This is a genomic window from Collimonas arenae, assembly GCF_001584165.1.
GTDB lineage: Bacteria > Pseudomonadota > Gammaproteobacteria > Burkholderiales > Burkholderiaceae_D > Collimonas > Collimonas arenae.
In genome coordinates this window covers 2,399,822-2,421,876 of the sequence record NZ_CP013233.1, presented here as the reverse complement: position 1 = coordinate 2,421,876, position 22,055 = coordinate 2,399,822, and the positions used below count along the sequence as shown (strand labels likewise).

Sequence of the window (22,055 nt, the reverse complement as noted above, 5' to 3'; positions counted from 1 at the left end):
ATTTACGATATCAGTTGCAAAGCAGCTGCGCGATCATCATGACGTGTTCTTATCCATATCCCTACCGAAAGATCATCATGCATGAAGTGAAAAAAGCAATCCCCGAGGGGATTAACACCGCCGCCATTCGGGCGGCTGCCAAGCATCTTGACGACGGTCCCGTGACTGTCGGCTACCAGGCTGATCGCAAGCAGATAATCGATATGTTAAACGGCGCGCTGGCGACTGAACTGGTCTGTGTGTTGCGCTATAAGCGGCATCACTACACGATCAGCGGAGTGCAGAACGGCCCGATCAAGGCCGAGTTCCTGCAACATGCGCTGGAAGAACAGGAGCACGCGGATCAACTAGCTGAGCGGATAGTACAGTTGAATGGTCAGCCTGATTTCAATCCAGCGACATTGGCCGAGCGCAGCCATGCCGAGTATGACGATTCCAGCAGCATTCAGTCCATGGTCAAGGCAAATCTGATTGCCGAGCGAGTTGCCATTGAGGTTTATCGCCAGATGATAGAAAAAATCGGTGAAACCGATCCGACAACCCGGCATATGCTGGTCGGCATCATGGCCAAGGAAGAAGAGCACGCAGACGACATGCGCGATTTGCTGGCATAACGGCAGGCCACGGTGGAGCGTTCCAGGAAATTGCAGAAGCCGCATGCGGTGTTTGCAGTAATCCGTCGATAGCTCTGTTATTTATCCATATGTTTCAGGAGGTTACCTTGTTGGAATCAAATTTGAAAGCCGTCAATAATGACGTGAAAGCCTTGTTGAGAGATTCGCAGGCGTTGTTTCAGGCTGCCGCCGCCCTGACAGGCGACAAGGCGGAAGAGATGCGCAGCCGCGCCATGCTGCTGCTCGATACTGCGCTAACAAAAGCGCGGGAGGCACAGGCCGACGCAGTCGTCGCAGGCAAGGAAATGGTCGGCTCGGCAGAGGACTACATGACGGAAAATCCATGGTGCACGATTGCCGCCGCGGCCGGTGTCGGATTTTTCCTCGGTATGGCGTTGTCGCGCAGATAAATGCCGGATTGGCATCAAACGCGATGATTTTCCGTGTGCTGGAAGTTGGATGTGTTTGTCGAACAAAAAAGTGCCTCATCTGAGGCACTTTTTTTGACTGCTTAACGCTTACAGTCGTCCGGTCAGCAGCATCACGATCAGGACGATAACAATCACGCCAGTGATGCCGCTTGGGCCGTAACCCCAGCTACGGCTGTGCGGCCATGTCGGAAAGGCGCCGATAAGTATGAGAATGAGAATGACGAGTAGGATGGTGCCCATGGTGTTCTCCTGAAAGGGTATAAGAGTTGTAGTTCACAACCGGCGGTGTGAACGTCTATGCACACGATAGGCTGTTGGTGTCGGGAGGTCTGTGCGCTGCCGCACTAAGCTGCTCGTCTTGAATGAGAAAATCGGATGCCATCATGAACATAAAATCGCTGACAACTGCAGTTGAACTGAACATGTTGCAGCGCGAATCATTCAGCTATTTCATGCACGAGACCAATGAGGAAAATGGCCTTGTGGTCGATAAGAGTGCGCCCGATTGGCCAGCCAGCATCGCCGCCGTGGGCCTGGCATTTGCCGCATATCCGATCACCGTCGAACGCGATTTCATTGGCCGCGAAGCTGCGGTACGACGTGCCCTGAAGATCTTGCGATTTTTCCGGAACAGTCCGCAAGGACCGGAATCCGACGCATCCGGACATCACGGGTTCTATTACCACTTCCTGGACATGCAGACGGGGCGGCGCATCTGGCGGTGCGAGTATTCGACAATTTCTTGTACTTGATGATTGGTGATTGGTGGTGCCGTCAACAATTCCACGGGACAAGACACGGGAGAGTTGAGTAAACAACGATAACATCTTCTTCGTGGGATATCGCCTGTGGGGTGCTTGCCAGGCAGAGCGGCGGAATTTGCGGGCTGTTTCGCTCTCCAGCCAGTATTCCGGCCGCTCTGCTCGTAGAACGTATCTTGCAAATAGCAATGAAATGCGTTTTGTGTTGGTGCTGGTATATTTCCCGACCGCCAGCCCCGGTAGTCCGATATTTATACGTTGCATCCTTCGATGAAATTGCCGGTAGCGCAACTCCCTCTTCAAAGCGCGCGCAGTGCAAATATCGTCAGGCTTTCCCTCCTGGCTTCGGAGGCCAGGTGGGGAAGGTGATGGTACTGTAACCAGATTTACCGTACTTTTCTGTACGTTACGCCACATAAGCAAATTTATCTTTGTGCTGCGGCTCGCTGAACAAGCGGATCGCCGAGCACACGAATTCATGAAATCTTCAGCGGCTTACCGTTATAGCTTGCTCGTATCGCCTTGGTGCACCAGTAGAGCGATTTTTTCTGGTCCGGTTCGCTATTGGTGAGTATGCACATGGTCGTCACGCCAAAGGTATATACCTTGAACCACCATGCCATCCGGAATTCGATCAAATCGGTGGACATGGCGATTTCTCTATGGTGATGGCGATGGGATCGCTCGCTGGAAAACTTTCTTCCAACGCCTCATCCAACGCGCTTTCAGTACTCTCTTCGTCGGCCGGGATAGCATCGGGCTCCGGTTGCGCAGGAGAAGTATCCAGCTGAACTGTTATGGCGGAGTTCATTTTTTCCTTGATGAAATTGAAGTTGAGTGACTCGTATTTCTCGTGTTTTTCTTATTATTGCTAGTGCCGTGAAATTCATCTGTACGCTATCGAACGTAGGGAGAGCCAGGCTGCAGATCAGATGAATGAGGCTGTGCCCGCAGGCATGTGCGTTGGCTCACGCAGAAAAATGCGCGTAATGTTGGACAGCGCACGGACCACAAAAAAATATGCCCTATAACCTCACTCATTGAGTGAAGTAAACGGAATCCCTTCCTCCAAAATCGCTATTCCACCTCATTCAATAACCGAAAGCGAACGATCATGGATAAATACGTGTTGGGCTGGATTGTGGGCGCGCCGATGGTGTTGCTGGTTGTGCTCTATGTTTTTGTGCATTGATCAATTTTTCAATTAATTAATCAACTACCATCAGGAGAAGCATGTATGAACAAGGATCAAGTGAAAGGTGTTTCCAAGGACATCGCCGGCAAAATTCAAGAAGGAGCCGGAAAACTCGTTGGCAGCAAGGAGCAGCAAGCAAAGGGGCTAAAGAAGCAAGTCGACGGGAAATTTGAAAAGTCGCTTGGCGATGCTGAAGAATTGGTTAAAGACGTAGCAGGCAAGAAATAATATTGAAGGTACAGTGTGGTCGAGTGTCTGCGTGACATCGTTCATTCAGACGACTCTGGTGACACAGAAATGTTGATTTGGGCCGCCGGGTGCGGCCTTTTTTGTTCTTCTTGCTCTGTCGGTTTCTTATGTCGCCAACTTATTTGGAAGCAATCGGTCAGATTCCTTCTTGACCACTGCATAGCATTCGCAGGCGCGTTTTTCCAAACCTGCGCGGTCGAGTACCGTGATATGGCCACGCGCATAGCGTATCAAGCCCGCAGCCTGCAAGCCAAGCGCAGCTTCGGTAACGCCCTCGCGACGTACGCCAAGCATATTCGCAATTAACTCTTGGGTCATCACCAAGTCGTTGCCTTGCAGACGATCCAGGCTCAACAACAGCCAACGGCAAAGTTGCTGGTCCAGCGTATGGTGCCGATTGCACACTGCAGTCTGAGCCATCTGCGTAATCAGGGCCTGGGTATAACGAAGCAGCAGATGCAACACGGGGCCGGCGCGGTTGAATTCGTCCTTCATCGAACGCGCGCGTAGTCGAAATCCTTGTCCCGCGCTTTGCACCACGGCCCGGCTTGGCGTGGTTTCGCCGCCCATGAAAAGTGAGACGCCGACTACTCCTTCATTGCCGACAACCGCAATTTCGGCTGAAGCGCCATTTTCCAATACATACAGCAGCGAGACGATTGACGTTGTTGGGAAGTACACATATTGCAGCGTGCTCCCTGATTCATAGAGTACCTGGCCCAGCGGCATATCGATTGCCTCAAGTTGCGGCAACCAGCGCTGCCATTCAGCGTCTGGGAGCGCCGCGAGCAGGTGATTTTTTCTCGGATCTGCGGAGCTGACCATTATCTGACTCCAATACCGGACTGACTTCTGAGAGAGTGCCGGTATTGAGATTGGCACTTTGACTATGTTCGATACAGCACATAGTAGCAGAAGCCTGCATTCCAATGGAAAGGACTCCAAGGGTGAAATTAGGCCTTTGGCACTGGATAAATTTTAGGAAATAATGGCAGTTCTGTCTACGTGCGCTGACGTACAGACAGGGGGGAGTCCCTTGCCTACCCTAGCAACGTCGGAAGACCGACGGCAAGCCGGTATGTTTATTTGTACGTGACCAGGTTATCAGGAGAAAGCAATGAACAAGCAGCATGTGAAGGGAAAAAACAAAGAAATAAAGGGCGAGATAGCCAGTAAAAAAATTGCCGGACACAAGAGTCTTGACTACACTGGTTTCATCGGGAAAAAAATTGTCAAGATCCAAGGTGACTATCGGGATAGTACGCATGAATCCAGGAAGCGGCATTAGACCTTCCGCAATGAGAGCGGAACGTGAACCGGAAAGCTTCGGTCCGATCGTCATCGGGACTTTGCCAAACTAACGGTTCAGCTACGCGCTATTTGCGATCCGGAACGGTGAGCTCGCGTAATATCCCGCCTTGTTGTGCGCTGCCGCTGCTGGTGCCTTCGCCATTGATCCTGCGTCGACAGGCATCCTGCTCGTCCGGCGGCAGCGGTTGGCATCGGGCCATGGCGTTTTGATTATATGCGTTCTGGTCGCTGGTGAGACCGCCGTTTCTTGCTGCCTGCAGTGCGGCGCCTGCTTCTTTCAGGCAAGTCGGGCGTGATTCATTCGACTGGCCGTTGTTACAGGCAGCCCGTTCTGCCTGATAGCGGGCAACAGCTTCTGACTGGTTACCGGCAGCCACGGCAGCAGATGATGCGGCGCAAACCAGCAGCGTCAGCAAGATTTGACATGTTGCCGTTGAAATGCGGAATTGATTGACTGGCATGATGATCTCCGATCCGGGATGTGTGTCTGAATCTATCAGGAAGCAAGCAGAGTTGTATGTACGTTGACGCACATTTGATGGACGTTTTGTTGGCTGGAAAGTAATAACGCCGGGCGGCCGTGCCATCTTCCCCCGTGTCTCAAAGGAATTCGGCGTAAGACAGTTCATCGGCGGCGTAGCAGTCGCAAGCCGCAGCCTCCAGACCGCTGCGATCAAGCACCGTGAGTTCGCCGCGGCTATACGCGATTAGTCCGCTGCGCTGCAAGGCACTGGCAGCATTGGTGATGCCTTCGCGACGTACGCCGAGAAGATGCGCAAGGGACTCGTGCGTGACGTGGAAATTGTCGGAATGTGCGCGATCCTGCGTCATCAGCAGCCATCGTGCCAGACGCGGTCCGATCAGGTGAAAGTGCAGGCACACCGCTGAAGTGGCCATTTGGGTCATGCGTATATAGAGATAATGGTTCATGCTGCGCCGCAGCGCGACACTGCGCAGCAATTCGTCGCGAAATGCGCCGGCGTCAATCCGACGCGCCAGGCCAGGCCCTTGCACCAGCGCATGCACCGGCGCCGTGAGTACATTGAGGGTCAGCTGTGATCCGAGCATGCCTTCGCGTCCGACCAGGCCGACTTCGACTCCCGGACTGCCGTCAATCAGCGCCAGCAGCGCAATCGCACTGTGGACCGGGAAATAGGCATAGCGAATTGGCTTTCCCGGTTCGCACAGCACTTCCTGTGACTTCAGTTCTATCGACTCGCAGAGCGCCAGCAGGTGAGTGCGGTCCTTGCGTGGAAGTTGCGCGATCAGATGATTCTCGAAGGTGGACAAACCAGTTCTCCTGCGTTGCAATCTCCAGCGGATGAAAGGGGGCAATCCAAAGACCCTGTCGCATGAATGCATCGGGTCTATGTCAGAAGTCTGCACGATGTACCGTCCGGTGACCGTCTGTTAGCGTACATAAGAGCAATTGTTGCTATCAAACCCAGGCTGCGAAAGCTGATGACTGCCGACGGTCATTCACCCAGCAGTTCGGCAATCGGACTCATGCTGTCCACATGCTTGGCAATCACCTTGACGACGACGACGATCGGGATGCCGAGCAGCATGCCCCAGATTCCCCACAGCCAGCCCCAAAAGAGTAGCGCGATAAATACCGCCGCGGCATTCATCCTGGCGATTCTCCCAGTCATCCACGTCGTGACGAATGTGCCGACCAGCGCCGCGATAGCCAGCGTTGTCGCGGAAACCAGCAGCAGCATCGGGAAAGAATCGAACTGCATGAATGCGGTGAGTCCCGTTGCAATGGCAATCAGCATGGGCCGAAGTAAGGAATGATGTGAAGGAATCCTCCCGCCAGCGCCCAGGCACCGGCGTTCTCCAGGCCGATCCAGCGGAATGCGATCCACATCAGGACCGCCAGCAAGGCATTCGTCACCAGGAGCATGAACATGTAGCTTTGAATCGACGTATTGATGTCAAACAGAATATGGACCGCGATCTTCTTGCTCGACAGCGAAGGGCCGGTCAACTTCACCAGCTTGCGCTTGAATTTGTCGCCGGAAAGCAATAGAAAAAACACCAGGAAGGTCACCATGATCGCCTGACCGATGAATACCATCGCGCTCATCGAGCCTGCGAATATCCATTCGCTCAACTGAAACACCGGCCCTGCAGGCGCTGTGCTGTTGGCTCGCTTGCCATCAGGTTTGAGGCCGGCGACTTGCCCGGCAGCGGTTTCAATCTCGGTGGCCGCTGCCTGCATTTTCTGTATGGTGCTGAGTTCACCCGATTGGGTTCCGTTTTTCACTTTGACGATTGCACGTGACAACTGATGCGCCGCGGCAGGCAGGCGTTCGACGATAGACTCGAATTCTCCACGCAACGAATAAGCTACCTGGCCCAGGCCAAGCAACAGTGTCGCCATCACCATGCAAGTGCCAATGAGGCGCGGGATTCGCAAGCGCTCCAGCCACACGACCAATGGGTTCAGCGTATAGGCGACAAAGATGCCGAAAACCAGCGGAATCAGGAATTTCTGCGCCCATTGCAAGGCAAATACAAAAGCCACAATGGCGAGTATCGTCAGGCAAAGGCCGCGGACGTTGGTTTGCGTATGCGGCGCAAGTGGAGCAAGTGGCCCGGTTATCGGGATATCGGTCGGATCAGTGTCGTTCTCTATCGGATTCACTGCCGGGCTTTATCGACGCAGGCGCATTCATCGCAGGAAATGCCCCGTGCCAAACAAGCCGATGGCGCCGATGATGATCAGGTAAATTGCGACAATGAAATTCAGCAGGCGCGGAATCACCAGGATGAGAATGCCGGAGATCAGTGAAATAAGCGGGGTGAGCATCAAGTTGATATTCATGGCGCACCGATACCTGCGCCTACAGCGGTCGAGGAACAGGCAGCCATGCCGGCAGGCAGCATGATTCGTTTAGTGATGTGCATGGAATGATTCCTCTTGAGCGTGACGGCAATGCAATCAGCATACAAGCAGGATGACGGCGAGGTCTGTGCGGTAGCTAACATGCCGCCCGTCAATTCAAGGCAATCGATTGACGACGCCAGATGTCAGAAAGTTGCCCAGATGCTGGAGATCTGGGCGGATGGATCAGGCAGCCGTCTGAGGAAGCAGCAATTGCCGCAGCGTCGCCACCGTATAGTCGATTTCCTGGACGCTGGTGTAGCGGCCGAATGAAAAGCGAATCGCACTGCGCGCCAGCGCATCCGTGCGGCCCAGGCTCGACAGCACATAGGACGGCGCGGCGTTGGCTGAATTGCAGGCGGAGCCGGCTGATACCGCAATATCCAGCAACTGCGCTGCAATCGGCGTGTTGCCGTCGATGTCGAAACTGAGATTCAGATTGTGTGGAACACGCTGTTGCTGGTCGCCATTCAGAACCACTCCGGGACAATCACGCAAGCCATTCCACAAACGATCGCGCAGCTCGCGAATGCGGACGCTTTCGCTATCCATCAGCTGTGCCGCCAGGTTGAACGCTTCCCCCATGCCGACGATCTGGTGGGTAGCCAGGGTGCCGGAACGCATGCCGTTTTCATGGCCGCCGCCATCGATCTGTGCTTCCAGCTTCAGTGCCGGATCACGCCGCACGAAGAGGGCGCCTATGCCTTTCGGACCGTAGATCTTGTGGGCGCTGAACGACATCAGGTTGACCTTCAATGCTTTCAAGTCGATGGCGACCTTGCCGGCGGCCTGCGCGGCGTCAACGTGAAACACGATATCGCGCTCGGCGCAGATGTCACCCAACTCGGCAATCGGCTGGATCACGCCGATTTCGTTGTTGACCATCATCACGGAAGCGATGATGGTGTCGGCCCGCAATGCCGCCTTGAATGCCTCCAGGTCGATCAGGCCGTTTGGTTGCGGCTGCAGGTAAGTCACTTCAAAACCTTCGCGCTCCAGGGTGTGCATCGTATCCAGCACCGCCTTGTGTTCGGTACTCATTGTCACCAGGTGGCGGCCGCGGCCGCGTTCGCGCAGGACATGGGCGGCGCCTTTCAACGCCAGGTTGTTCGACTCGGTTGCCCGGAAGTCCAGACGATTTCGCCGGCTTGCGCGCCGACCAGTGCCGCCACCTGCCGCCGCGCTTTTTCCACTGCGGCCTTGGCTTCCCAGCCGAATGCATGTGAGCTGCTGGCCGGATTGCCGAACTTCTCTGTCAGGTATTCGCACATCTTGACGGCAACCGCCGGATCGACCGGCGTGGTCGCCGAATAGTCGAGGTAGATAGGCAATTGCAACGCTGCAGATTGGGTATCGGGGACTGCGCTGGTACAGGCACTTGATGCGTTCATGGCGGGAAATCCGAATGGGGAAATATGTTTAGCTTACGATAAAACCAATATTTGAAAAACAAATGATATTTCATTTCTATATGCATTTATCGCCACTTGCTTTGCTGATTGTCCGCAAAGCGCCTGATTCTGCCATTGCGGCAGTGAACATGGCGGTTGGTTTCCGTGCGGATTTTTTTTGCATTAGCTTATGCGAAATGATTATACTTAAATCGAATACATGCAATCATATAATTCGATAAACGTATATAGCAAATACATATGGACCTGAATCAACTGGAAGCCTTTTCGGCCGTGATGACCATTGGCAGCGTGACCGGCGCCGGGCGTAGCCTGGGTCGTTCGCAGCCGGCCGTCAGCAAGGCGATTCAGGATCTGGAAAATGAGCTCGGCTACGCGCTATTCGATCGCAACGGCCCGCGTGTCACGCCAACCGACAGGGCCTTTTTGCTGTATGAAGAAGTGGAGCGGTCGCTGGTTGGTTTGCGCACGATACGGGAGCGGGCGGCGGAGATTGGCCGCGATGAGCAACAGCCGATCCACCTGGTGGCGACGCCGGCGCTGGCTTCGACAATTGCACCAATGGCGTTGAAGCTGGTGGAAGCGCAGGGCTTGCCTGAACATATTCATCTGCGCAGTGCTTCCGCCGAGCAGGTTGTCCATTCGGTGCTGCATCGAACTGTCAGCCTGGGCCTGACCAGCTTGCCGATTGCCCATCGCGGACTCGACCTGCACTGGATCGGCGAAGCGCCTTGCGTGGCCGTTGTGCGTGCCGATAGCCCCTTGGCCGACTGTAGCGTCGTGACAGCTGACATGCTTCACGGTCAACGCATCATCACGATGTCGAATCGCTATCGTTTGCGCCAGCGCATCGACAGCGCGCTTGGCAATGGCCGTGCGCTGGATGTGGCGATAGAAACCAACACCTCGTTTAACGCCATCATGGCGGCTCATGCCGGTCTTGGCGTGGCCCTGGTGGAGCCGATGACCGCGCTCGGCATGCCCATCGCCGGCCTGGCAGTGAAGCCGCTTGCGGTAAATATTCCATTCTATTTCGGTGTCGTCACTCCGTACGGCAAGCCGAACGACGGCGTGACGCAGGCCCTGATTGCCGCGCTGGAAAGCGCCGCCAGGAACATCCTGCACGGTTTCGTCAAACACGATGCCGAGCAGCATGACGAATTGCTATGAATTTGCCGAGAGTCCGTAGAGGCCTGCCCGATAAACCTATGCCAATCCAGAGCACCGCGATGATGCCAATGATATACACCCGCCAATTACATAAGCCAGCCAGGAACGGAGCGTCGCAGTGAGTCAATCCATATTTTCTTCGGTCGCCGGACTGGCGGCATTGGAAGCCAGGCTGCAGCAGGATCTGGCCTGGCTGGACCTGCCGGCCAAATCCTGGGTGCCACCGCTGACGCTGGATGGCCAGCCGGTGCTGGATGTCGCTGTCATCGGCGGTGGCCAAGCCGGCATGGCTGCAGCAGTCTCGCTGAATCATATCGGCATCGGCGCGGTAATTTTCGATCAGTCGCCAGCCGGTTTCGAGGGGCCTTGGGCCACCACGGCGCGCATGGAAACGCTGCGCTCGCCGAAAAAACTTACCGGCCCGGCGCTAGGCTTTGGCGCGCTGACTTTCCGCGCCTGGTTTGAAGCGCAGTTCGGATTGGAGGCATGGGAGGCGCTGGACAAGATCCCGCGCCTGCAATGGATGGATTATTTGCGCTGGTATCGACGCGTGCTGGCGTTGGATGTCCGCAACCAACATCGTGTCGAAGCGATACTGCCGCGCGCTGACGGCGTGGTGGAGCTGCGCGTCGCCACACCTGCCGGCGTAACAACGGTCTTGGCGCGGCGGGTTGTGCTGGCCACCGGCCGCGATGGCCTGGGCGGTGCCTATTTGCCGTCGTTCGCTTCGGACTTGCCGCGCCGACGCTGGGCGCATTCCGCTGATGACCTGGATTACAGCAGCTTGGCCGGTCTGCGGGTCGGCGTCATCGGCGCCGGGGCTTCGGCGATGGACAGTGCGGCGACGGCGCTGGAAGCGGGCGCAGCCAAGGTCGATCTGCTGATCCGGCGCAAGGAACTGCCGCGCGTCAACAAGGGCAAGGGTGCTGGCAATCCGGGCCTGACCAATGGCCATCTGTATTTGCCGGACGAATGGAAATGGCGCATCCGTCACTACATCAACGTCCAACAAACGCCGCCGCCAAGCGCCAGCGTGCAACGGGTATCGAAATTCCCGAATGCGCGTTTCATCCTCGGCGCGGCAATCAACGATATCGCTGTCGGCGAGCAGGGCATGCGGGTGAGCACCACACGTGGCGTGTTTGATCTCGATTTCCTGATTTTTTCCACCGGCTTTCGCATCGACTGGACCATCCGTCCCGAGTTTGCCGCCATCGCACCGCACATCCGCAACTGGAGCGACCGTTATACGCCGCCAGCAGGCGACGAAGATGCCGAGTTGGCGGACTCGCCCGATTTGGGAATGGCGTTCGAATTCCAGCAAAAGCAGCCGGGTGGCTTGCCTGGCCTGAAGCGTGTGCATTGTTTCTGTTATCCGGCTGCGCTTAGCCATGGCAGCCTGTCCGGCGATATTCCTGCAATCAGCGATGGCGCGCAAAGGCTGGCGCAAGGCATCGCGGCATTGCTGTATCGAGAAAACATCGACACGCATTACCTGAATATGCAGAACTACAACGAGCCTGAACTGCTGGGCGACGAATGGCTGCCAGCCGAGCCGACGTCGGAGGAACGGCGATGAGCGGCGCCATCCTGCGCAGCGTATTGCAGGCGCTGATGGTCGTGCTGCTGATGACGGTGATCGTCTTTTTTGGCTTGCACATGATCGGCAATCCGGTCGATATCCTGATCGGCCAGGATGTCGATCAGGTCGACCGCGTGCGCATCATCCACCAGCTTGGCCTGGATCAGCCGATATGGCGCCAATATCTGAGTTTCCTGAACGGCGCGGTGCACGGCAATCTCGGCAACAGTTTCGTCTATAACGAACCGGCGATCATGCTGATTTTCCAGCGCCTGCCGGCGACCTTGGAACTGGCTTTCGCGGCGTTGATCCTGGCGGTGCTGATCGGCATTCCACTTGGTTTGCTGGCAGGGCTGTTCCCGGACAATTGGTTCTCCAAGTTGGTGATGACTGGTAGCATCCTTGGATTTTCTCTGCCGACTTTCTGGATCGGCCTGATGCTGATCATGGCGTTCAGCGTATCGTTGGGCTGGCTGCCATCCGGCGGGCGCGGTGCAACGGCGTCGCTGTTCGGCATCCAATGGTCGTGGCTGACGGCCGATGGGTTGCGCCACCTGATCCTGCCGGCGTTGAATCTGTCGCTGTTCAAGATTTCCCTGGTGATCCGGCTGACGCGCGCCAACGTGCGCGAAGTGCTGCCGATGGATTTCGTCAAGTTCGCCCGCGCCAAAGGCTTGTCGCCGCTGCGCGTGGTGCTGATGTACGTGCTGCGCAACACCATGATCCCGCTGGTGACGGTGCTTGGCCTGGAGCTGGGCTCGACCATCGCCTTCGCCGTCGTGACCGAGAGCATCTTCGCCTGGCCTGGCGCCGGCAAGCTGATCTTGGATAGCATCAATGCGCTCGATCGGCCGGTCATCGTGGCCTACATGATGGTAATCGTCTGCCTCTTCGTCACGCTCAACCTGCTGGTGGACGTGCTGTACAAGCTATTGGATCCGCGCGTGCGGGTGGAGATCAAGGCATGAGCACGCCAGTCAAACAGGCATTGCCGGAGGCACTGGCCAAGATCAAGGTGCAAGCTGTGGCGCCACGCCGCGAATCGCCATGGCGCCGCATCGTGCGCGATTTCCTATCGTCGAAATCGGCCATGCTGAGCCTTGCGGTGGCGTTGGCATTGATGATTGCAGCATTGGCCGCGCCGTGGCTGACGCCGCAAAACCCTACGACCTGATGCAGCTGGATGTGCTGGATGCCCGTCTGCCGCCCGGCACCATCAATGGCCTCGGCACCTATACCTATTGGCTGGGCACCGACGGCCAGGGCCGCGACCTGTATTCCGGCATCCTCTACGGCTTGCGCATCAGCGTCGGCATCGGCGTCGGTTCAGCGCTGATCGCAGGTGTGATCGGCACCTTGATTGGTTTGCTGGCAGCGTATGCCGGCGGCAAGGTTGATGCCTTGCTGATGCGGCTGGCCGACCTGGTGCTGTCGTTTCCATCGATATTGGTGTCGATGCTGATCCTGGCCTATCTCGGCAAGGGCATCTTCAACGTGATGGCGACGCTGGTGGTGCTGGAGTGGGCCTATTACGCCCGCACCGCGCGCGGCCAGGCGCTGGTCGAGCGGCAGAAGGAATATGTCGAAGCGGCGCGTGGCCTGGATATATCGGGCTGGCGCATCATGGTTCACCATATCCTGCCGAACTGTCTGCCGCCGCTGATCGTGGTCGGTACCTTGCAGATTGCGCGCGCCATCATGCTGGAGGCGACCCTCAGTTTCCTCGGACTGGGCGTGCCGATTACCCAGCCGTCGCTGGGGCTGCTGATTGCCAACGGCTATCAGTACATGCTTTCCGGCGAATACTGGATCAGTTTTTATCCAGGCATTGCTTTGTTGATCGTAATTGTCGCCATCAACCTGGTTGGCGACCGCCTGCGTGACGTGATGAATCCGAGGTGGCAGAAATGACTGCGCCACAGAACACTCCGCCAACGCTGGAAGTGCGCAACCTGCGCACCCATTTCTTTACCCGCGAAGGCGTCCTGCCGGCGGTCGACGATGTCTCGCTGCGCCTGGAGCGCGGCCGCATTCTTGGCCTGGTGGGCGAATCGGGTTCGGGCAAGACCGTTACCGGCTTCTCAATCCTTGGCCTGCTCGATCCACCCGGGCGGGTGGTCGGTGGCCAGATACTGTTTCAGGGCAGGATCTGCTGACGCTGGATAAGCGCGCATTGCGTCAGTTGCAAGGCAACCGCATCGCGATGATTTTCCAGGATCCGATGATGACCCTCAACCCGGTATTGAACGTCGAGGCGCAAATGGTCGACGCGGTGCTGGCGCACAGCAAGGTCAGCCGCACGCAGGCGCGCGAACTAGCGCGCGAGACCTTGGGCATGATGGGCATCGCCAGCCCTGAAGAGCGGTTGCGCGCCTATCCACATCAATTGTCGGGCGGCATGCGCCAGCGCGTGGCGATTGCCATCGCAATGCTGCACAAGCCGGACCTGATCATCGCCGACGAACCAACCACCGCATTGGACGTCACGATCCAGGCGCAGATCTTGTCGGAAGTGCAAAACCTGGCGCGCCTGCACGGCACATCGTTGATCTGGATCACCCACGATCTATCGGTGGTGGCTGGGCTGGCCGATGAGATTGCGGTCATGTATTCCGGCCGCATTGTCGAGCAAGGCAGCGTTTCCGAAGTGCTCGACCAGCCGCTGCATCCTTACACGCAGGGCTTGATCGGCAGCCTTCCCAGCAATAACCGGCGCGGGCAGCGGCTGCGCCAGATTCCTGGCATGACGCCGAATCTGCTGGATTTGCCGGATGCCTGCGCATTCGCCGCGCGTTGTGAACGCGCCAGCGAGCGCTGCCTGCAACGGCCGGAAATCAGTGAGCCGGTCAACGCGCATTTTGTCCGCTGCTTCCATCCGACACTGTCTTCGGCGTCGAGCGGTACAAGCGAGGTGAACTATGGATGACAACACATCGCTGATAGAAACCCGTAGCGTCAGCAAGCGCTTCGGCGAGCGCAAGTCGCGCCCGTTTGAAAGTGTGCTGCAGGCGCGCGCTGGCTCAAGCCGGTTGCTGTCACCCAGGCGCTGGACGCGATCGACTTGCAGGTGATGCCGGGTGAAGTGGTCGGCCTGGTCGGTGAATCCGGTTGCGGCAAGTCGACTTTGGGCCGTATCGTCAGCGGCTTGCTGCAGCCGTCGGCAGGGCAGGTGCTGGTCGATGGAGAGGATCGTCGGGATTTAAATGCGCGCGGCGAACATGCTGCCCGTTTGAAGATACAGATGATTTTCCAGAACCCCTATGCCAGTCTGAATCCAAGGCTGCGGGTTGATCAGATCGTCGGCGAAGCCGCGCTGATCCACGGCAAGGTTGATAAGGCCGGGCTGGACGACTACGTTTGCGCGCAATTGCTGCAAGCCGGTCTGGATCCACAGTTACGCGATCGTTATCCACATCAGTTCAGCGGCGGCCAGCGTCAGCGCATCGGCATCGCCCGCGCTCTGGCGGTGCAGCCGCAGATGCTGGTGTGCGATGAGGCTGTTGCCGCGCTGGATGTGTCGATCCAGGCGCAGATATTGAATTTGTTCATGGATTTGCGTGAGCAATTGGGGTTGACGTATCTGTTCATCAGCCACGATCTCGGGGCGGTCGAGCATGTCTCGGACCGCGTGGTGATCATGTATCTCGGCCGCATTGTCGAGACGGCGACTGTCGATGACTTGTTCGCGCGCGCCAATCATCCATACACGCAAGCGCTGCTGGCGGAAGTACCGCGGCTGCAGGCGCGCAACAAGCTGTTCACGGCGATCAAGGGCGAGATTCCAAGTCCATTGCATCCGCCTGCCGGTTGCCACTTCAACCCGCGCTGTCCACATGCAATGCAGCGCTGCCGGGAAGAAGTGCCGGTGCTGAAAGAAATAGCCCCCGGGCACCGCAGCGCCTGCCATCTGAACGATGTTTGATACAGCAATGATGCACTTCACTAATGAACACTAACCGAGGATGATGCAGATGAAAAAAACGCTCCTTTCCAGCTTGCTGGCCGTTGCTTTGCTGGGTGTTGCCGCCAGCGCGCAGATCCAGGCCCAGACGCTGAATATTGCTTTCGCCGATCCATTGTCGTCGCTCGATCCGCAACTGAACAATCATGCCGGCGACCGCTCGGTCGACCTGCATTTCTGGGATCTGCTGGTTGAAAACAACTACAACAAGCTGCAACCCGGCCTGGCCGTGAGCTGGAAAAATATCGATCCCAAGACCTGGGAGTTCAAGCTGCGCAACAACGTCAAGTGGCAGGACGGCACGCCGTTTACCGCCGCTGACGTGATTTTCTCGTATCAGCGCGCCCGCAATGTGCCGGGCAGCGTGGCGACTTTTGCCGGTTATCTGCGCACGGTTGAATCGGTGACCGCCAAGGATCCGCTGACATTGATCATCAAGACCAACATCCCGAATCCCGATCTACCGCTGAACCTGGCGTCGGTGCACATCGTCAGCAAGCATGTCGGCGAAAAATCTGCCACCGAGAATTACAACAGTGGCGCTGCCGTGGTCGGCACCGGTCCTTACAAATTCGTTGCCTACACGCCTGGCGACCGTGTCGTGATGGAGCGCAATGGCAGCTACTGGGGCGAAAAGCCGATATGGGAAAAGGTCAATTACCGCTACATCAATAACGCTGCGGCACGCACGGCAGCCTTACTTTCCGGCGATGTGGATGTAATTGACAAGGTTTCGGTATCCGATCTGGCAAGGTTGAAGCAGTCGCCAAACGTCAAGGTGTTCCCGTACAACGGCTTGCGCGTGTTGTTGCTGCAGCCGAGCTTCCATCCGGGGTCGAACCCTTATATCACCGACAACAACGGCAAGCCGCTGGAAAAGAATCCATTGCTCGACGTGCGCGTGCGACAGGCCTTGTCGCTGGCAATTAACCGCAAGGCGTTGGTCGACCGCATCCTGCAAGGCGCCGCCACTGAAGCCAATCAATGGATGCCGGCCGATACCTTCGGCTACAACCCGGACATCAAGAATATTCCGAACGATGTTGCCCAGGCCAAGAAACTGCTGACTGAGGCTGGCTTCCCGCAAGGCTTCAAGCTGACTATTCATGCGCCAAATGATCGCTATCCGCAGGCGCCGGAAACCGCGCAAGCCATCGCGCAGTTCTGGACCCGCATCGGCGTCAAGACCCAGGTGGAAGTCGTGCCATGGGCTTCTTATTCGACACGCGCCAACAAGAATGAATTCGCGGTCAGCATGCTGGCCTGGGGTAATGGCACCGGCGAAGCCAGTTACGCGCTGGTGAATGTGCTGGCGACCGTCGATGCGAAGAAAGGTCTGGGCGCTTCGAACTGGGGGCATTACAGTAATCCGGCAGTGGACAAGGCGCTTGCCGATTCAACCGCCGAATTCGATGTGGCCAAGCGTGAAGCCATCTTGCGCCAGTCTGCCAAGATCGTTTCCGACGATGCCGGCGTAATCCCACTGTATCACTATCAAAATATCTGGGCTGCGAAGAAGGGCTTGAAAGTTACGCCGGTCAGCAGCGACCGCACCACAGCCATGATGGTGACTCAGGATGGGAAGAAATAAGATGTCCGGCCAGTGGTTGCGGCAGGCAAAGGAGGGCGGCGATGTCGAAGCTTGAAATCAGCGTCAGCCCGGCCGACGACCTGATCGACGTCCCGCGACGCATTGTTGTTCGCGGCGCCGCGGCTGGCGAGCGTGTAGAGGTCGCCAGCAGCACCTTGCGCGCAGGGGGCAGGTGGCACAGCAGCGCCAGCTTTGTGGCCGATGCGCAGGGGGAAGTCGACCTGACACTGGCCGAGGCGGTGGACGGCGATTATTCGGGTGTCTCGGCGATGGGACTGTTGTGGTCGCAAACGCCGCAGCAGCCAGGTCGGCGCGAGGTATTCCATGCGGATGTACAGGAACCGCTCGTGACCACTTTGACCGCGAAAGCCGGCGAGCACAGCGCCGATGCCGAATTGGTGCAGCGCCTGTGTGTCTCAGGTGTCACCCGCCGTCCGTTGCGCGAGCAAGGTCTGGTCGGCACACTGTTCCTGCCGGCTGGCGATGGTCCGCATCCTGCCGTCATGATACTCAACGGCTCCGGTGGCGGCATCAACGAGGCGCGCGCTGCGTTGTATGCGTCGCGCGGTTACGCGGCGCTGGCGCTGGCGTATTTCAAGGCGCCGGGCTTGTCGGATTACATCTCCAACACGCCGCTGGAGTATTTCCAGTCTGGCCTGGATTGGATCCGGCGCAATCTGAAGCCGCGATCGGATTTCGTCGCCATCAGCGGCCAGTCGCGTGGTGGTGAGTTGGTGTTGCTGCTCGGCGCAACCTTTCCGGAGCAGGTATCGGCAGTGCTGGCTTACGTACCGAGCGCACTGGTGCATAGCGGCCAGAACGCCGCCGATCCGGCAATAGGGCGGGAAGGGCCGACCTGGCTCTTGAACGGCCAACCGTTGCCGCACCAGTGGCAAAACAATCGTACCGCCAGCTGGCAGCCGTTCGATGAAGGACCACCGCCGCATCGGCATGCGCTGGCAATGTTGACTGCCTTGCAAGATGAGGCGGCGGTAGCGCGGGCGCGCATCCCGGTAGAGAAAATTCAGGCTCCGGTGTTGCTGTTTTCCGCGGGCGACGACGGTTCCTGGCCATCCAGCCTGTATTCCAAAATGGTCAGCGACAAGCTCAAAGAGGCCGGTCATCCGTATCCGGTCGAGTGGCAGGATTACCAGGATGCCGGGCATTCGATTCTGTTCCCCTATGTGCCGACGACCCAGCTCAGCTACGCCCATCCGGTATCCGGACGCATCAGCACCGGCGGCGGCCAGCCGCTGGCAAATGCAGAAGCCGATCGACATTCATGGCAACAGGCTCTGGCGTTCCTGCAGCATGCGGTCGCCGCACACATTTCTAAAAAGGAAACCCCATGACGACGCACACATACGATCTCGACAACGATGTCATCGACAAGCTGGTCGGCGTGCAGCCTGGCGGCACTACCTACGGGCTGCGCCATCAGCGTGAGAAAGTTGCCGCCGCAACGCAGGGCAGTTACGACACCTTGTTTGATCCGGATCTGGCAGGCATCGGCCTTGATGAACGTCTGCTGGTGGCGCTGTATGCGTGCCGGCTTAGCGGCGCAGGCGATCTGGTGGCGCATTATCGTGAACGCCTGGCTTCGTTGACGGTGGATGCGGAACAGTTGGCTGTCGCGGCGGAAGGGCAGCCGGAGCAGCTGCCGGCCGGTCGCCTGCGCGCCATGCTGTGTTTCGCGCGCGCCTTGACGCAACGTCCGGTCGAAGGCGATAAAGAAATTCTGCAAAGCCTGCCCGCTGCAGACATCAGCACACCTGCCGTGGTCGCACTGTCGCAACTGATTGCCTTCATTTCGTATCAAGTGCGCGTGGTCGTCGGCCTCAAAGCGCTCAAACTAGCCGCGCAATCCGCACCGTCGTCCCACAAGGAGCAAGCATGAGCAGCATCATCAAATCGCACGGTTTCACCAATGAGGTGCTGGAATGGGACGCGTGGCTGGACATCATCGATATCGGCAACGCTACCGAAGACCAGATCAAGGTGCTGGAAGAGAGCCATCCCAAGGCCAAAACGTCGGATTATTACCTGTTCCTGGGCCATCAGCCGGATATTTTGCGCCAGCGCTCGGCTGCCTTCAACGCCATCATGTATGCGCCGGGCGGCATGTCGCGCGCTGAGCGGGAACTGGGTGCGATGGTGGTGTCGCGCATCAACGGCTGCGTCTATTGCGCGTCGGTCCATGCCCAACGATTCGAGCAACTCGCCAAGCGCAATGACACTGTGCAGCAGGTGTTCGACGATCCGTACCTGGCTGGTATCAATGCACGCGAACAGGCAATTTCCAAGTTTTCGGCCGAACTAACCGATGCGCCTAGCGAACTGAATGCGGCCAGCATCGATGCATTGAAAGAAGTCGGCTTGACTGAACTGGAAATCCTCGATCTGATTCATTCGGTTGCGATCTTTGCCTGGGCGAATCGGTTGATGCTGAATCTGGGGGAACCGGTGTTTCCTGCCGCTGACGCGGCAACCGCGTAAGGAAAGAAATCAATCAAGTATGTTGATTTGTATCGCAGGTTAGAACCCTGTCCTCTGCCCGTAATATTCACATGAATTTCAAGGCATGAGCAAAGAAAAAGCCACCTTAAACGGTGGCTTTTTCTTCTGCGCGCGAGGATTTTTTTCCGTTACATGACTAGTAACCTTAACTGGCAGTCGTCGCCATATTACCCCGTGCCTTATGCAATTTTTGGTAACTGTCGATCAGGCGCTGATGTCTATCGAGACCCTCCAGTTTCATGCTCGTTGGGGTTAGTCCGAAGAAACGCACGCTGCCGTCCACTGACCCCATTACCGCGTCCATCCGAGCGTCGCCGAACATCCGACGGAAATTGACCACGTAATCGTCCAGTTCCAGGTCGTCGTCCAACAGTACCTCCAGCACCACATCCAAGGCTTGATAAAACAGTCCGCGCTCGACCGTGTTGTCGTTGTACTGCAGGAAGGCTCCTACCAACTCTTGGGCCTCCTCAAATTGCTGTAAGGCGAGATGAATCAGCAGCTTCAACTCGAGAACGGTTAATTGTCCCCACTCCGTATTCTCGTCAAATTCGATACCGATCAATGTGGCGATATCGGAATGTTCATCGAGCTCATTGTTATCCAGCCGCTCAAGCAGCGCTTCCAGGCTGGCGTCGCCCAGCCGATGCAGATTCAAAATATCGGCGCGGAACAACAGCGCCTTGTTGGTGTTATCCCAGATTAAATCCTCTATCGGGTAAATTTCCGAATAACCGGGCACCAGAATCCGGCAGGCTATGGCGCCCAAATTGTCATACGTCGCAACGTACACCTCTTTGCCCATCTCTTTGAGAATACCGAACAAGGTCGCGGCCTCGTCCGCATTGGAGTTTTCACCGTGGCCAGAAAAATCCCACTCAACAAACTCGAAATCCGCTTTGGCACTAAAAAAGCGCCATGACACGATGCCGCTGGAATCGATGAAGTGTTCAACAAAGTTATTTGGCTCCGTTACGGCTTCGCTGGTAAAGGTGGGCCGAGGTAATTCGTTCAGGCCTTCAAAACTGCGGCCCTGCAGCAATTCCGTCAGACTGCGCTCCAGCGCCACCTCCAGGCTTGGGTGCGCGCCGAATGAGGCAAATACGCCGCCGGTCCGTGGGTTCATCAGGGTGACGCACATCACCGGGTACACGCCTCCCAGCGATGCATCCTTCACCAGCACCGGAAAGCCTTGTTCTTCCAATCCCTGAATGCCGGCCAGGATGCCTGGGTATTTCGCCAGCACTTCCTGTGGCACATCAGGCAATGTAATTTCACCTTCCAGAATTTCGCGCTTTACCGCCCGTTCGAAAATCTCCGACAGGCATTGCACCTGCGCTTCGGCCAGCGTGTTGCCGGCACTCATGCCATTGCTGACGTACAGGTTTTCGACCAGGTTGGACGGGAAATACACCACCGCGCCGTCCGACTGTCGCACATACGGTAGCGAACAGATACCGCGCTGCACATTGCCGGAGTTGGTGTCGATCAGATGCGAGCCGGATAACTCGCCGTCGGGATTGTAAATTTGCAGGCAGTACTCATCCAGGATTTCGGCCGGCAGCGCATCTTTGCGGCCGGGCTTAAACCAGCGCTCGTTCGGGTAATGTACAAACGCTGCGTTGGCGATGTCTTCGCCCCAAAATGTACCCGCATAGAAATGGTTGCAATTGAGGCGCTCGATGTACTCCCCCAGCGCTGACGCCAGCGCGCTTTCCTTGGTCGCGCCCTTGCCGTTGGTGAAGCACATCGGCGAGTGCGCGTCGCGGATATGCAGCGACCACACATTAGGAACCAGATTGCGCCAAGAAGCAATTTCAATCTTGATGCCCAGATTGGCCAACACGCCCGACATGTTGGCGATGGTCTGCTCCAACGGCAGATCCTTGCCCGGAATATAGGTGTTGACGCCAGAGGCCGGCTTCAACGTCAGCAACGACTGCGCATCGGCATCCAAGTTTTCCACTTCTTCAATGACAAACTCGGGCCCGGCTTGCACTACTTTCTTTACCGTACAACGCTCGATGGAGCGCAAAATACCCTGGCGGTCTTTGGCGGAAATATCCGACGGCAATTCGACCTGAATCTTGAAAATCTGCTGGTACCGGTTTTCCGGATCAACAATATTGTTCTGCGACAGGCGGATATTTTCGGTAGGAATATTGCGCGTTACGCAGTACAACTTCACAAAATAAGCTGCACACAAAGCCGATGAGGCCAGAAAATAATCGAAGGGGCCGGGCGCCGAACCGTCGCCTTGTAGCGAATGGGCTGATCGGCAACTACCGTGAAGTCATCGAACTTGGCTTCAAGACGTAGCTTATCGAGAAAGTTGACCTTAATTTCCATGGGGGAATTCTATAAATGATGT

The 22,055-nt window shown here is 56.9% G+C and carries 21 protein-coding genes and 5 pseudogenes; 15 read left to right on the top strand and 11 right to left on the bottom strand.

Going from position 1 to position 22,055, the window contains the following annotated elements; genetic code table 11:
* Positions 1-77: 77 nt before the first annotated feature.
* Both CAter10_RS11260 and CAter10_RS11255 read left to right on the top strand, forming a co-directional pair.
* Positions 78-614, top strand: a complete 537-nt coding sequence (locus CAter10_RS11260; RefSeq protein ID WP_061535297.1) for a ferritin-like domain-containing protein — start codon at positions 78-80, stop codon at positions 612-614.
* 107 nt (positions 615-721) lie between these two features.
* Positions 722-1,024, top strand: coding sequence for an ElaB/YgaM/YqjD family protein (locus tag CAter10_RS11255; RefSeq protein ID WP_061535296.1), 303 nt, complete (start codon positions 722-724; stop codon positions 1,022-1,024).
* 108 nt (positions 1,025-1,132) lie between these two features.
* On the opposite strand, the gene CAter10_RS21930 is transcribed toward CAter10_RS11255, so the two are convergent.
* Positions 1,133-1,285, bottom strand: a complete 153-nt coding sequence (locus tag CAter10_RS21930) for a DUF3309 domain-containing protein (RefSeq protein WP_082797873.1) — start codon at positions 1,283-1,285, stop codon at positions 1,133-1,135.
* Positions 1,286-1,428: 143 nt separating this feature from the next.
* Here CAter10_RS21930 and CAter10_RS11250 point away from each other — a divergent pair, with 143 nt between their 5' ends.
* Positions 1,429-1,797, top strand: a complete 369-nt coding sequence (locus CAter10_RS11250; RefSeq protein ID WP_061533477.1) for a hypothetical protein — start codon at positions 1,429-1,431, stop codon at positions 1,795-1,797.
* Positions 1,798-2,282: 485 nt separating this feature from the next.
* Here CAter10_RS11250 and CAter10_RS22835 read toward each other — a convergent pair whose 3' ends face one another.
* Together CAter10_RS22835 and CAter10_RS22830 are read right to left on the bottom strand one after the other, a co-directional pair.
* Complete coding sequence (locus tag CAter10_RS22835) at positions 2,283-2,456, bottom strand: hypothetical protein (RefSeq protein WP_156477103.1); 174 nt, start codon at positions 2,454-2,456, stop codon at positions 2,283-2,285.
* Positions 2,441-2,617 (bottom strand): hypothetical protein, encoded by a 177-nt coding sequence (locus CAter10_RS22830; protein ID WP_156477101.1) that lies wholly within the window; start codon positions 2,615-2,617, stop codon positions 2,441-2,443. Before CAter10_RS22830 ends, CAter10_RS22835 begins: the two co-directional genes overlap by 16 nt.
* A 426-nt stretch (positions 2,618-3,043) precedes the next feature.
* Here CAter10_RS22830 and CAter10_RS11245 point away from each other — a divergent pair, with 426 nt between their 5' ends.
* A complete protein-coding gene (locus CAter10_RS11245) occupies positions 3,044-3,229 on the top strand; it encodes a CsbD family protein (protein ID WP_061533476.1) in 186 nt (61 codons plus the stop codon).
* A 126-nt stretch (positions 3,230-3,355) separates the two neighbouring features.
* Here the strand turns inward: CAter10_RS11245 and CAter10_RS11240 are convergent, their stop codons facing one another.
* Positions 3,356-4,075: a Crp/Fnr family transcriptional regulator gene (locus tag CAter10_RS11240; protein ID WP_061533475.1), complete on the bottom strand. Its 720-nt coding sequence runs from the start codon at positions 4,073-4,075 to the stop codon at positions 3,356-3,358.
* 292 nt (positions 4,076-4,367) lie between these two features.
* Here CAter10_RS11240 and CAter10_RS22825 point away from each other — a divergent pair, with 292 nt between their 5' ends.
* Positions 4,368-4,538, top strand: a complete 171-nt coding sequence (locus CAter10_RS22825) for a hypothetical protein (RefSeq protein WP_156477099.1) — start codon at positions 4,368-4,370, stop codon at positions 4,536-4,538.
* 88 nt (positions 4,539-4,626) lie between these two features.
* Here CAter10_RS22825 and CAter10_RS11235 read toward each other — a convergent pair whose 3' ends face one another.
* From CAter10_RS11235 to CAter10_RS11220, 6 genes and pseudogenes are all read right to left on the bottom strand, one after another.
* Complete coding sequence (locus CAter10_RS11235; RefSeq protein WP_061533474.1) at positions 4,627-5,022, bottom strand: hypothetical protein; 396 nt, start codon at positions 5,020-5,022, stop codon at positions 4,627-4,629.
* A gap of 139 nt (positions 5,023-5,161) precedes the next feature.
* Positions 5,162-5,851, bottom strand: a complete 690-nt coding sequence (locus CAter10_RS11230) for a Crp/Fnr family transcriptional regulator (protein WP_061533473.1) — start codon at positions 5,849-5,851, stop codon at positions 5,162-5,164.
* Positions 5,852-6,036: 185 nt separating this feature from the next.
* Positions 6,037-6,339, bottom strand: coding sequence for an AI-2E family transporter (locus CAter10_RS24265; RefSeq protein ID WP_335340140.1), 303 nt, complete (start codon positions 6,337-6,339; stop codon positions 6,037-6,039).
* On the bottom strand, positions 6,333-7,211 hold the full coding sequence (locus CAter10_RS11225; RefSeq protein WP_335340139.1) for an AI-2E family transporter: 879 nt from the start codon (positions 7,209-7,211) through the stop codon (positions 6,333-6,335). Before CAter10_RS11225 ends, CAter10_RS24265 begins: the two co-directional genes overlap by 7 nt.
* Positions 7,212-7,238: 27 nt before the next feature.
* Positions 7,239-7,391, bottom strand: coding sequence for a DUF3096 domain-containing protein (locus tag CAter10_RS21925; protein WP_082797871.1), 153 nt, complete (start codon positions 7,389-7,391; stop codon positions 7,239-7,241).
* 246 nt (positions 7,392-7,637) lie between these two features.
* Positions 7,638-8,842: pseudogene (locus tag CAter10_RS11220) on the bottom strand (IscS subfamily cysteine desulfurase).
* A 261-nt stretch (positions 8,843-9,103) separates the two neighbouring features.
* Between CAter10_RS11220 and CAter10_RS11215 the strand changes: the two are divergent.
* The 10 genes and pseudogenes from CAter10_RS11215 to CAter10_RS11170 all read left to right on the top strand — a co-directional run bounded on the left by CAter10_RS11215 (position 9,104) and on the right by CAter10_RS11170 (position 19,663).
* A complete protein-coding gene (locus CAter10_RS11215; protein ID WP_061533472.1) occupies positions 9,104-10,033 on the top strand; it encodes a LysR family transcriptional regulator in 930 nt (309 codons plus the stop codon).
* Positions 10,034-10,151: 118 nt separating this feature from the next.
* The gene (locus CAter10_RS11210) at positions 10,152-11,612 is read left to right on the top strand and encodes a flavin-containing monooxygenase (RefSeq protein WP_061533471.1); all 1,461 of its coding nucleotides are present in this window, start codon (positions 10,152-10,154) and stop codon (positions 11,610-11,612) included.
* Positions 11,609-12,583: an ABC transporter permease gene (locus tag CAter10_RS11205; RefSeq protein ID WP_061533470.1), complete on the top strand. Its 975-nt coding sequence runs from the start codon at positions 11,609-11,611 to the stop codon at positions 12,581-12,583. The genes CAter10_RS11210 and CAter10_RS11205 overlap by 4 nt, the downstream gene beginning before the upstream one ends.
* Positions 12,580-13,526 (top strand): annotated as a pseudogene (locus CAter10_RS11200) (ABC transporter permease). Before CAter10_RS11205 ends, CAter10_RS11200 begins: the two are co-directional and overlap by 4 nt.
* A pseudogene (locus CAter10_RS11195) lies at positions 13,523-14,541 on the top strand (ABC transporter ATP-binding protein). Before CAter10_RS11200 ends, CAter10_RS11195 begins: the two co-directional pseudogenes overlap by 4 nt.
* Positions 14,534-15,537: pseudogene (locus tag CAter10_RS11190) on the top strand (ABC transporter ATP-binding protein). The pseudogenes CAter10_RS11195 and CAter10_RS11190 overlap by 8 nt, the downstream one beginning before the upstream one ends.
* A 49-nt stretch (positions 15,538-15,586) precedes the next feature.
* A complete protein-coding gene (locus CAter10_RS11185) occupies positions 15,587-17,167 on the top strand; it encodes an ABC transporter substrate-binding protein (RefSeq protein ID WP_061535295.1) in 1,581 nt (526 codons plus the stop codon).
* 41 nt (positions 17,168-17,208) lie between these two features.
* Entirely contained in the window at positions 17,209-18,519 is a 1,311-nt protein-coding gene (locus tag CAter10_RS11180; protein ID WP_061533469.1) for an acyl-CoA thioester hydrolase/BAAT C-terminal domain-containing protein, read from the top strand.
* On the top strand, positions 18,516-19,064 hold the full coding sequence (locus CAter10_RS11175) for a CMD domain-containing protein (RefSeq protein WP_061533468.1): 549 nt from the start codon (positions 18,516-18,518) through the stop codon (positions 19,062-19,064). Before CAter10_RS11180 ends, CAter10_RS11175 begins: the two co-directional genes overlap by 4 nt.
* Positions 19,061-19,663, top strand: a complete 603-nt coding sequence (locus tag CAter10_RS11170; RefSeq protein WP_061533467.1) for a peroxidase-related enzyme — start codon at positions 19,061-19,063, stop codon at positions 19,661-19,663. The genes CAter10_RS11175 and CAter10_RS11170 overlap by 4 nt, the downstream gene beginning before the upstream one ends.
* Before the next feature lie 166 nt (positions 19,664-19,829).
* Here the strand turns inward: CAter10_RS11170 and CAter10_RS11165 are convergent.
* Positions 19,830-22,033 (bottom strand): annotated as a pseudogene (locus tag CAter10_RS11165) (OsmC domain/YcaO domain-containing protein).
* Positions 22,034-22,055 lie beyond the last annotated feature (22 nt).

Coding starts and splice junctions, on each gene's coding strand:
- CAter10_RS11260 (WP_061535297.1), top strand. CDS start 78: ATGCATGAAGTGAAAAAAGCAATCCCCGAGGGGATTAACACCGCCGCC.
- CAter10_RS21930 (WP_082797873.1), bottom strand. CDS start 1,285: ATGGGCACCATCCTACTCGTCATTCTCATTCTCATACTTATCGGCGCC.
- CAter10_RS11250 (WP_061533477.1), top strand. CDS start 1,429: ATGAACATAAAATCGCTGACAACTGCAGTTGAACTGAACATGTTGCAG.
- CAter10_RS22835 (WP_156477103.1), bottom strand. CDS start 2,456: ATGTCCACCGATTTGATCGAATTCCGGATGGCATGGTGGTTCAAGGTA.
- CAter10_RS22830 (WP_156477101.1), bottom strand. CDS start 2,617: ATGAACTCCGCCATAACAGTTCAGCTGGATACTTCTCCTGCGCAACCG.
- CAter10_RS11245 (WP_061533476.1), top strand. CDS start 3,044: ATGAACAAGGATCAAGTGAAAGGTGTTTCCAAGGACATCGCCGGCAAA.
- CAter10_RS11240 (WP_061533475.1), bottom strand. CDS start 4,075: ATGGTCAGCTCCGCAGATCCGAGAAAAAATCACCTGCTCGCGGCGCTC.
- CAter10_RS22825 (WP_156477099.1), top strand. CDS start 4,368: ATGAACAAGCAGCATGTGAAGGGAAAAAACAAAGAAATAAAGGGCGAG.
- CAter10_RS11235 (WP_061533474.1), bottom strand. CDS start 5,022: ATGCCAGTCAATCAATTCCGCATTTCAACGGCAACATGTCAAATCTTG.
- CAter10_RS24265 (WP_335340140.1), bottom strand. CDS start 6,339: ATGCTGATTGCCATTGCAACGGGACTCACCGCATTCATGCAGTTCGAT.
- CAter10_RS21925 (WP_082797871.1), bottom strand. CDS start 7,391: ATGAATATCAACTTGATGCTCACCCCGCTTATTTCACTGATCTCCGGC.
- CAter10_RS11215 (WP_061533472.1), top strand. CDS start 9,104: ATGGACCTGAATCAACTGGAAGCCTTTTCGGCCGTGATGACCATTGGC.
- CAter10_RS11205 (WP_061533470.1), top strand. CDS start 11,609: ATGAGCGGCGCCATCCTGCGCAGCGTATTGCAGGCGCTGATGGTCGTG.
- CAter10_RS11185 (WP_061535295.1), top strand. CDS start 15,587: ATGAAAAAAACGCTCCTTTCCAGCTTGCTGGCCGTTGCTTTGCTGGGT.
- CAter10_RS11180 (WP_061533469.1), top strand. CDS start 17,209: ATGTCGAAGCTTGAAATCAGCGTCAGCCCGGCCGACGACCTGATCGAC.
- CAter10_RS11175 (WP_061533468.1), top strand. CDS start 18,516: ATGACGACGCACACATACGATCTCGACAACGATGTCATCGACAAGCTG.
- CAter10_RS11170 (WP_061533467.1), top strand. CDS start 19,061: ATGAGCAGCATCATCAAATCGCACGGTTTCACCAATGAGGTGCTGGAA.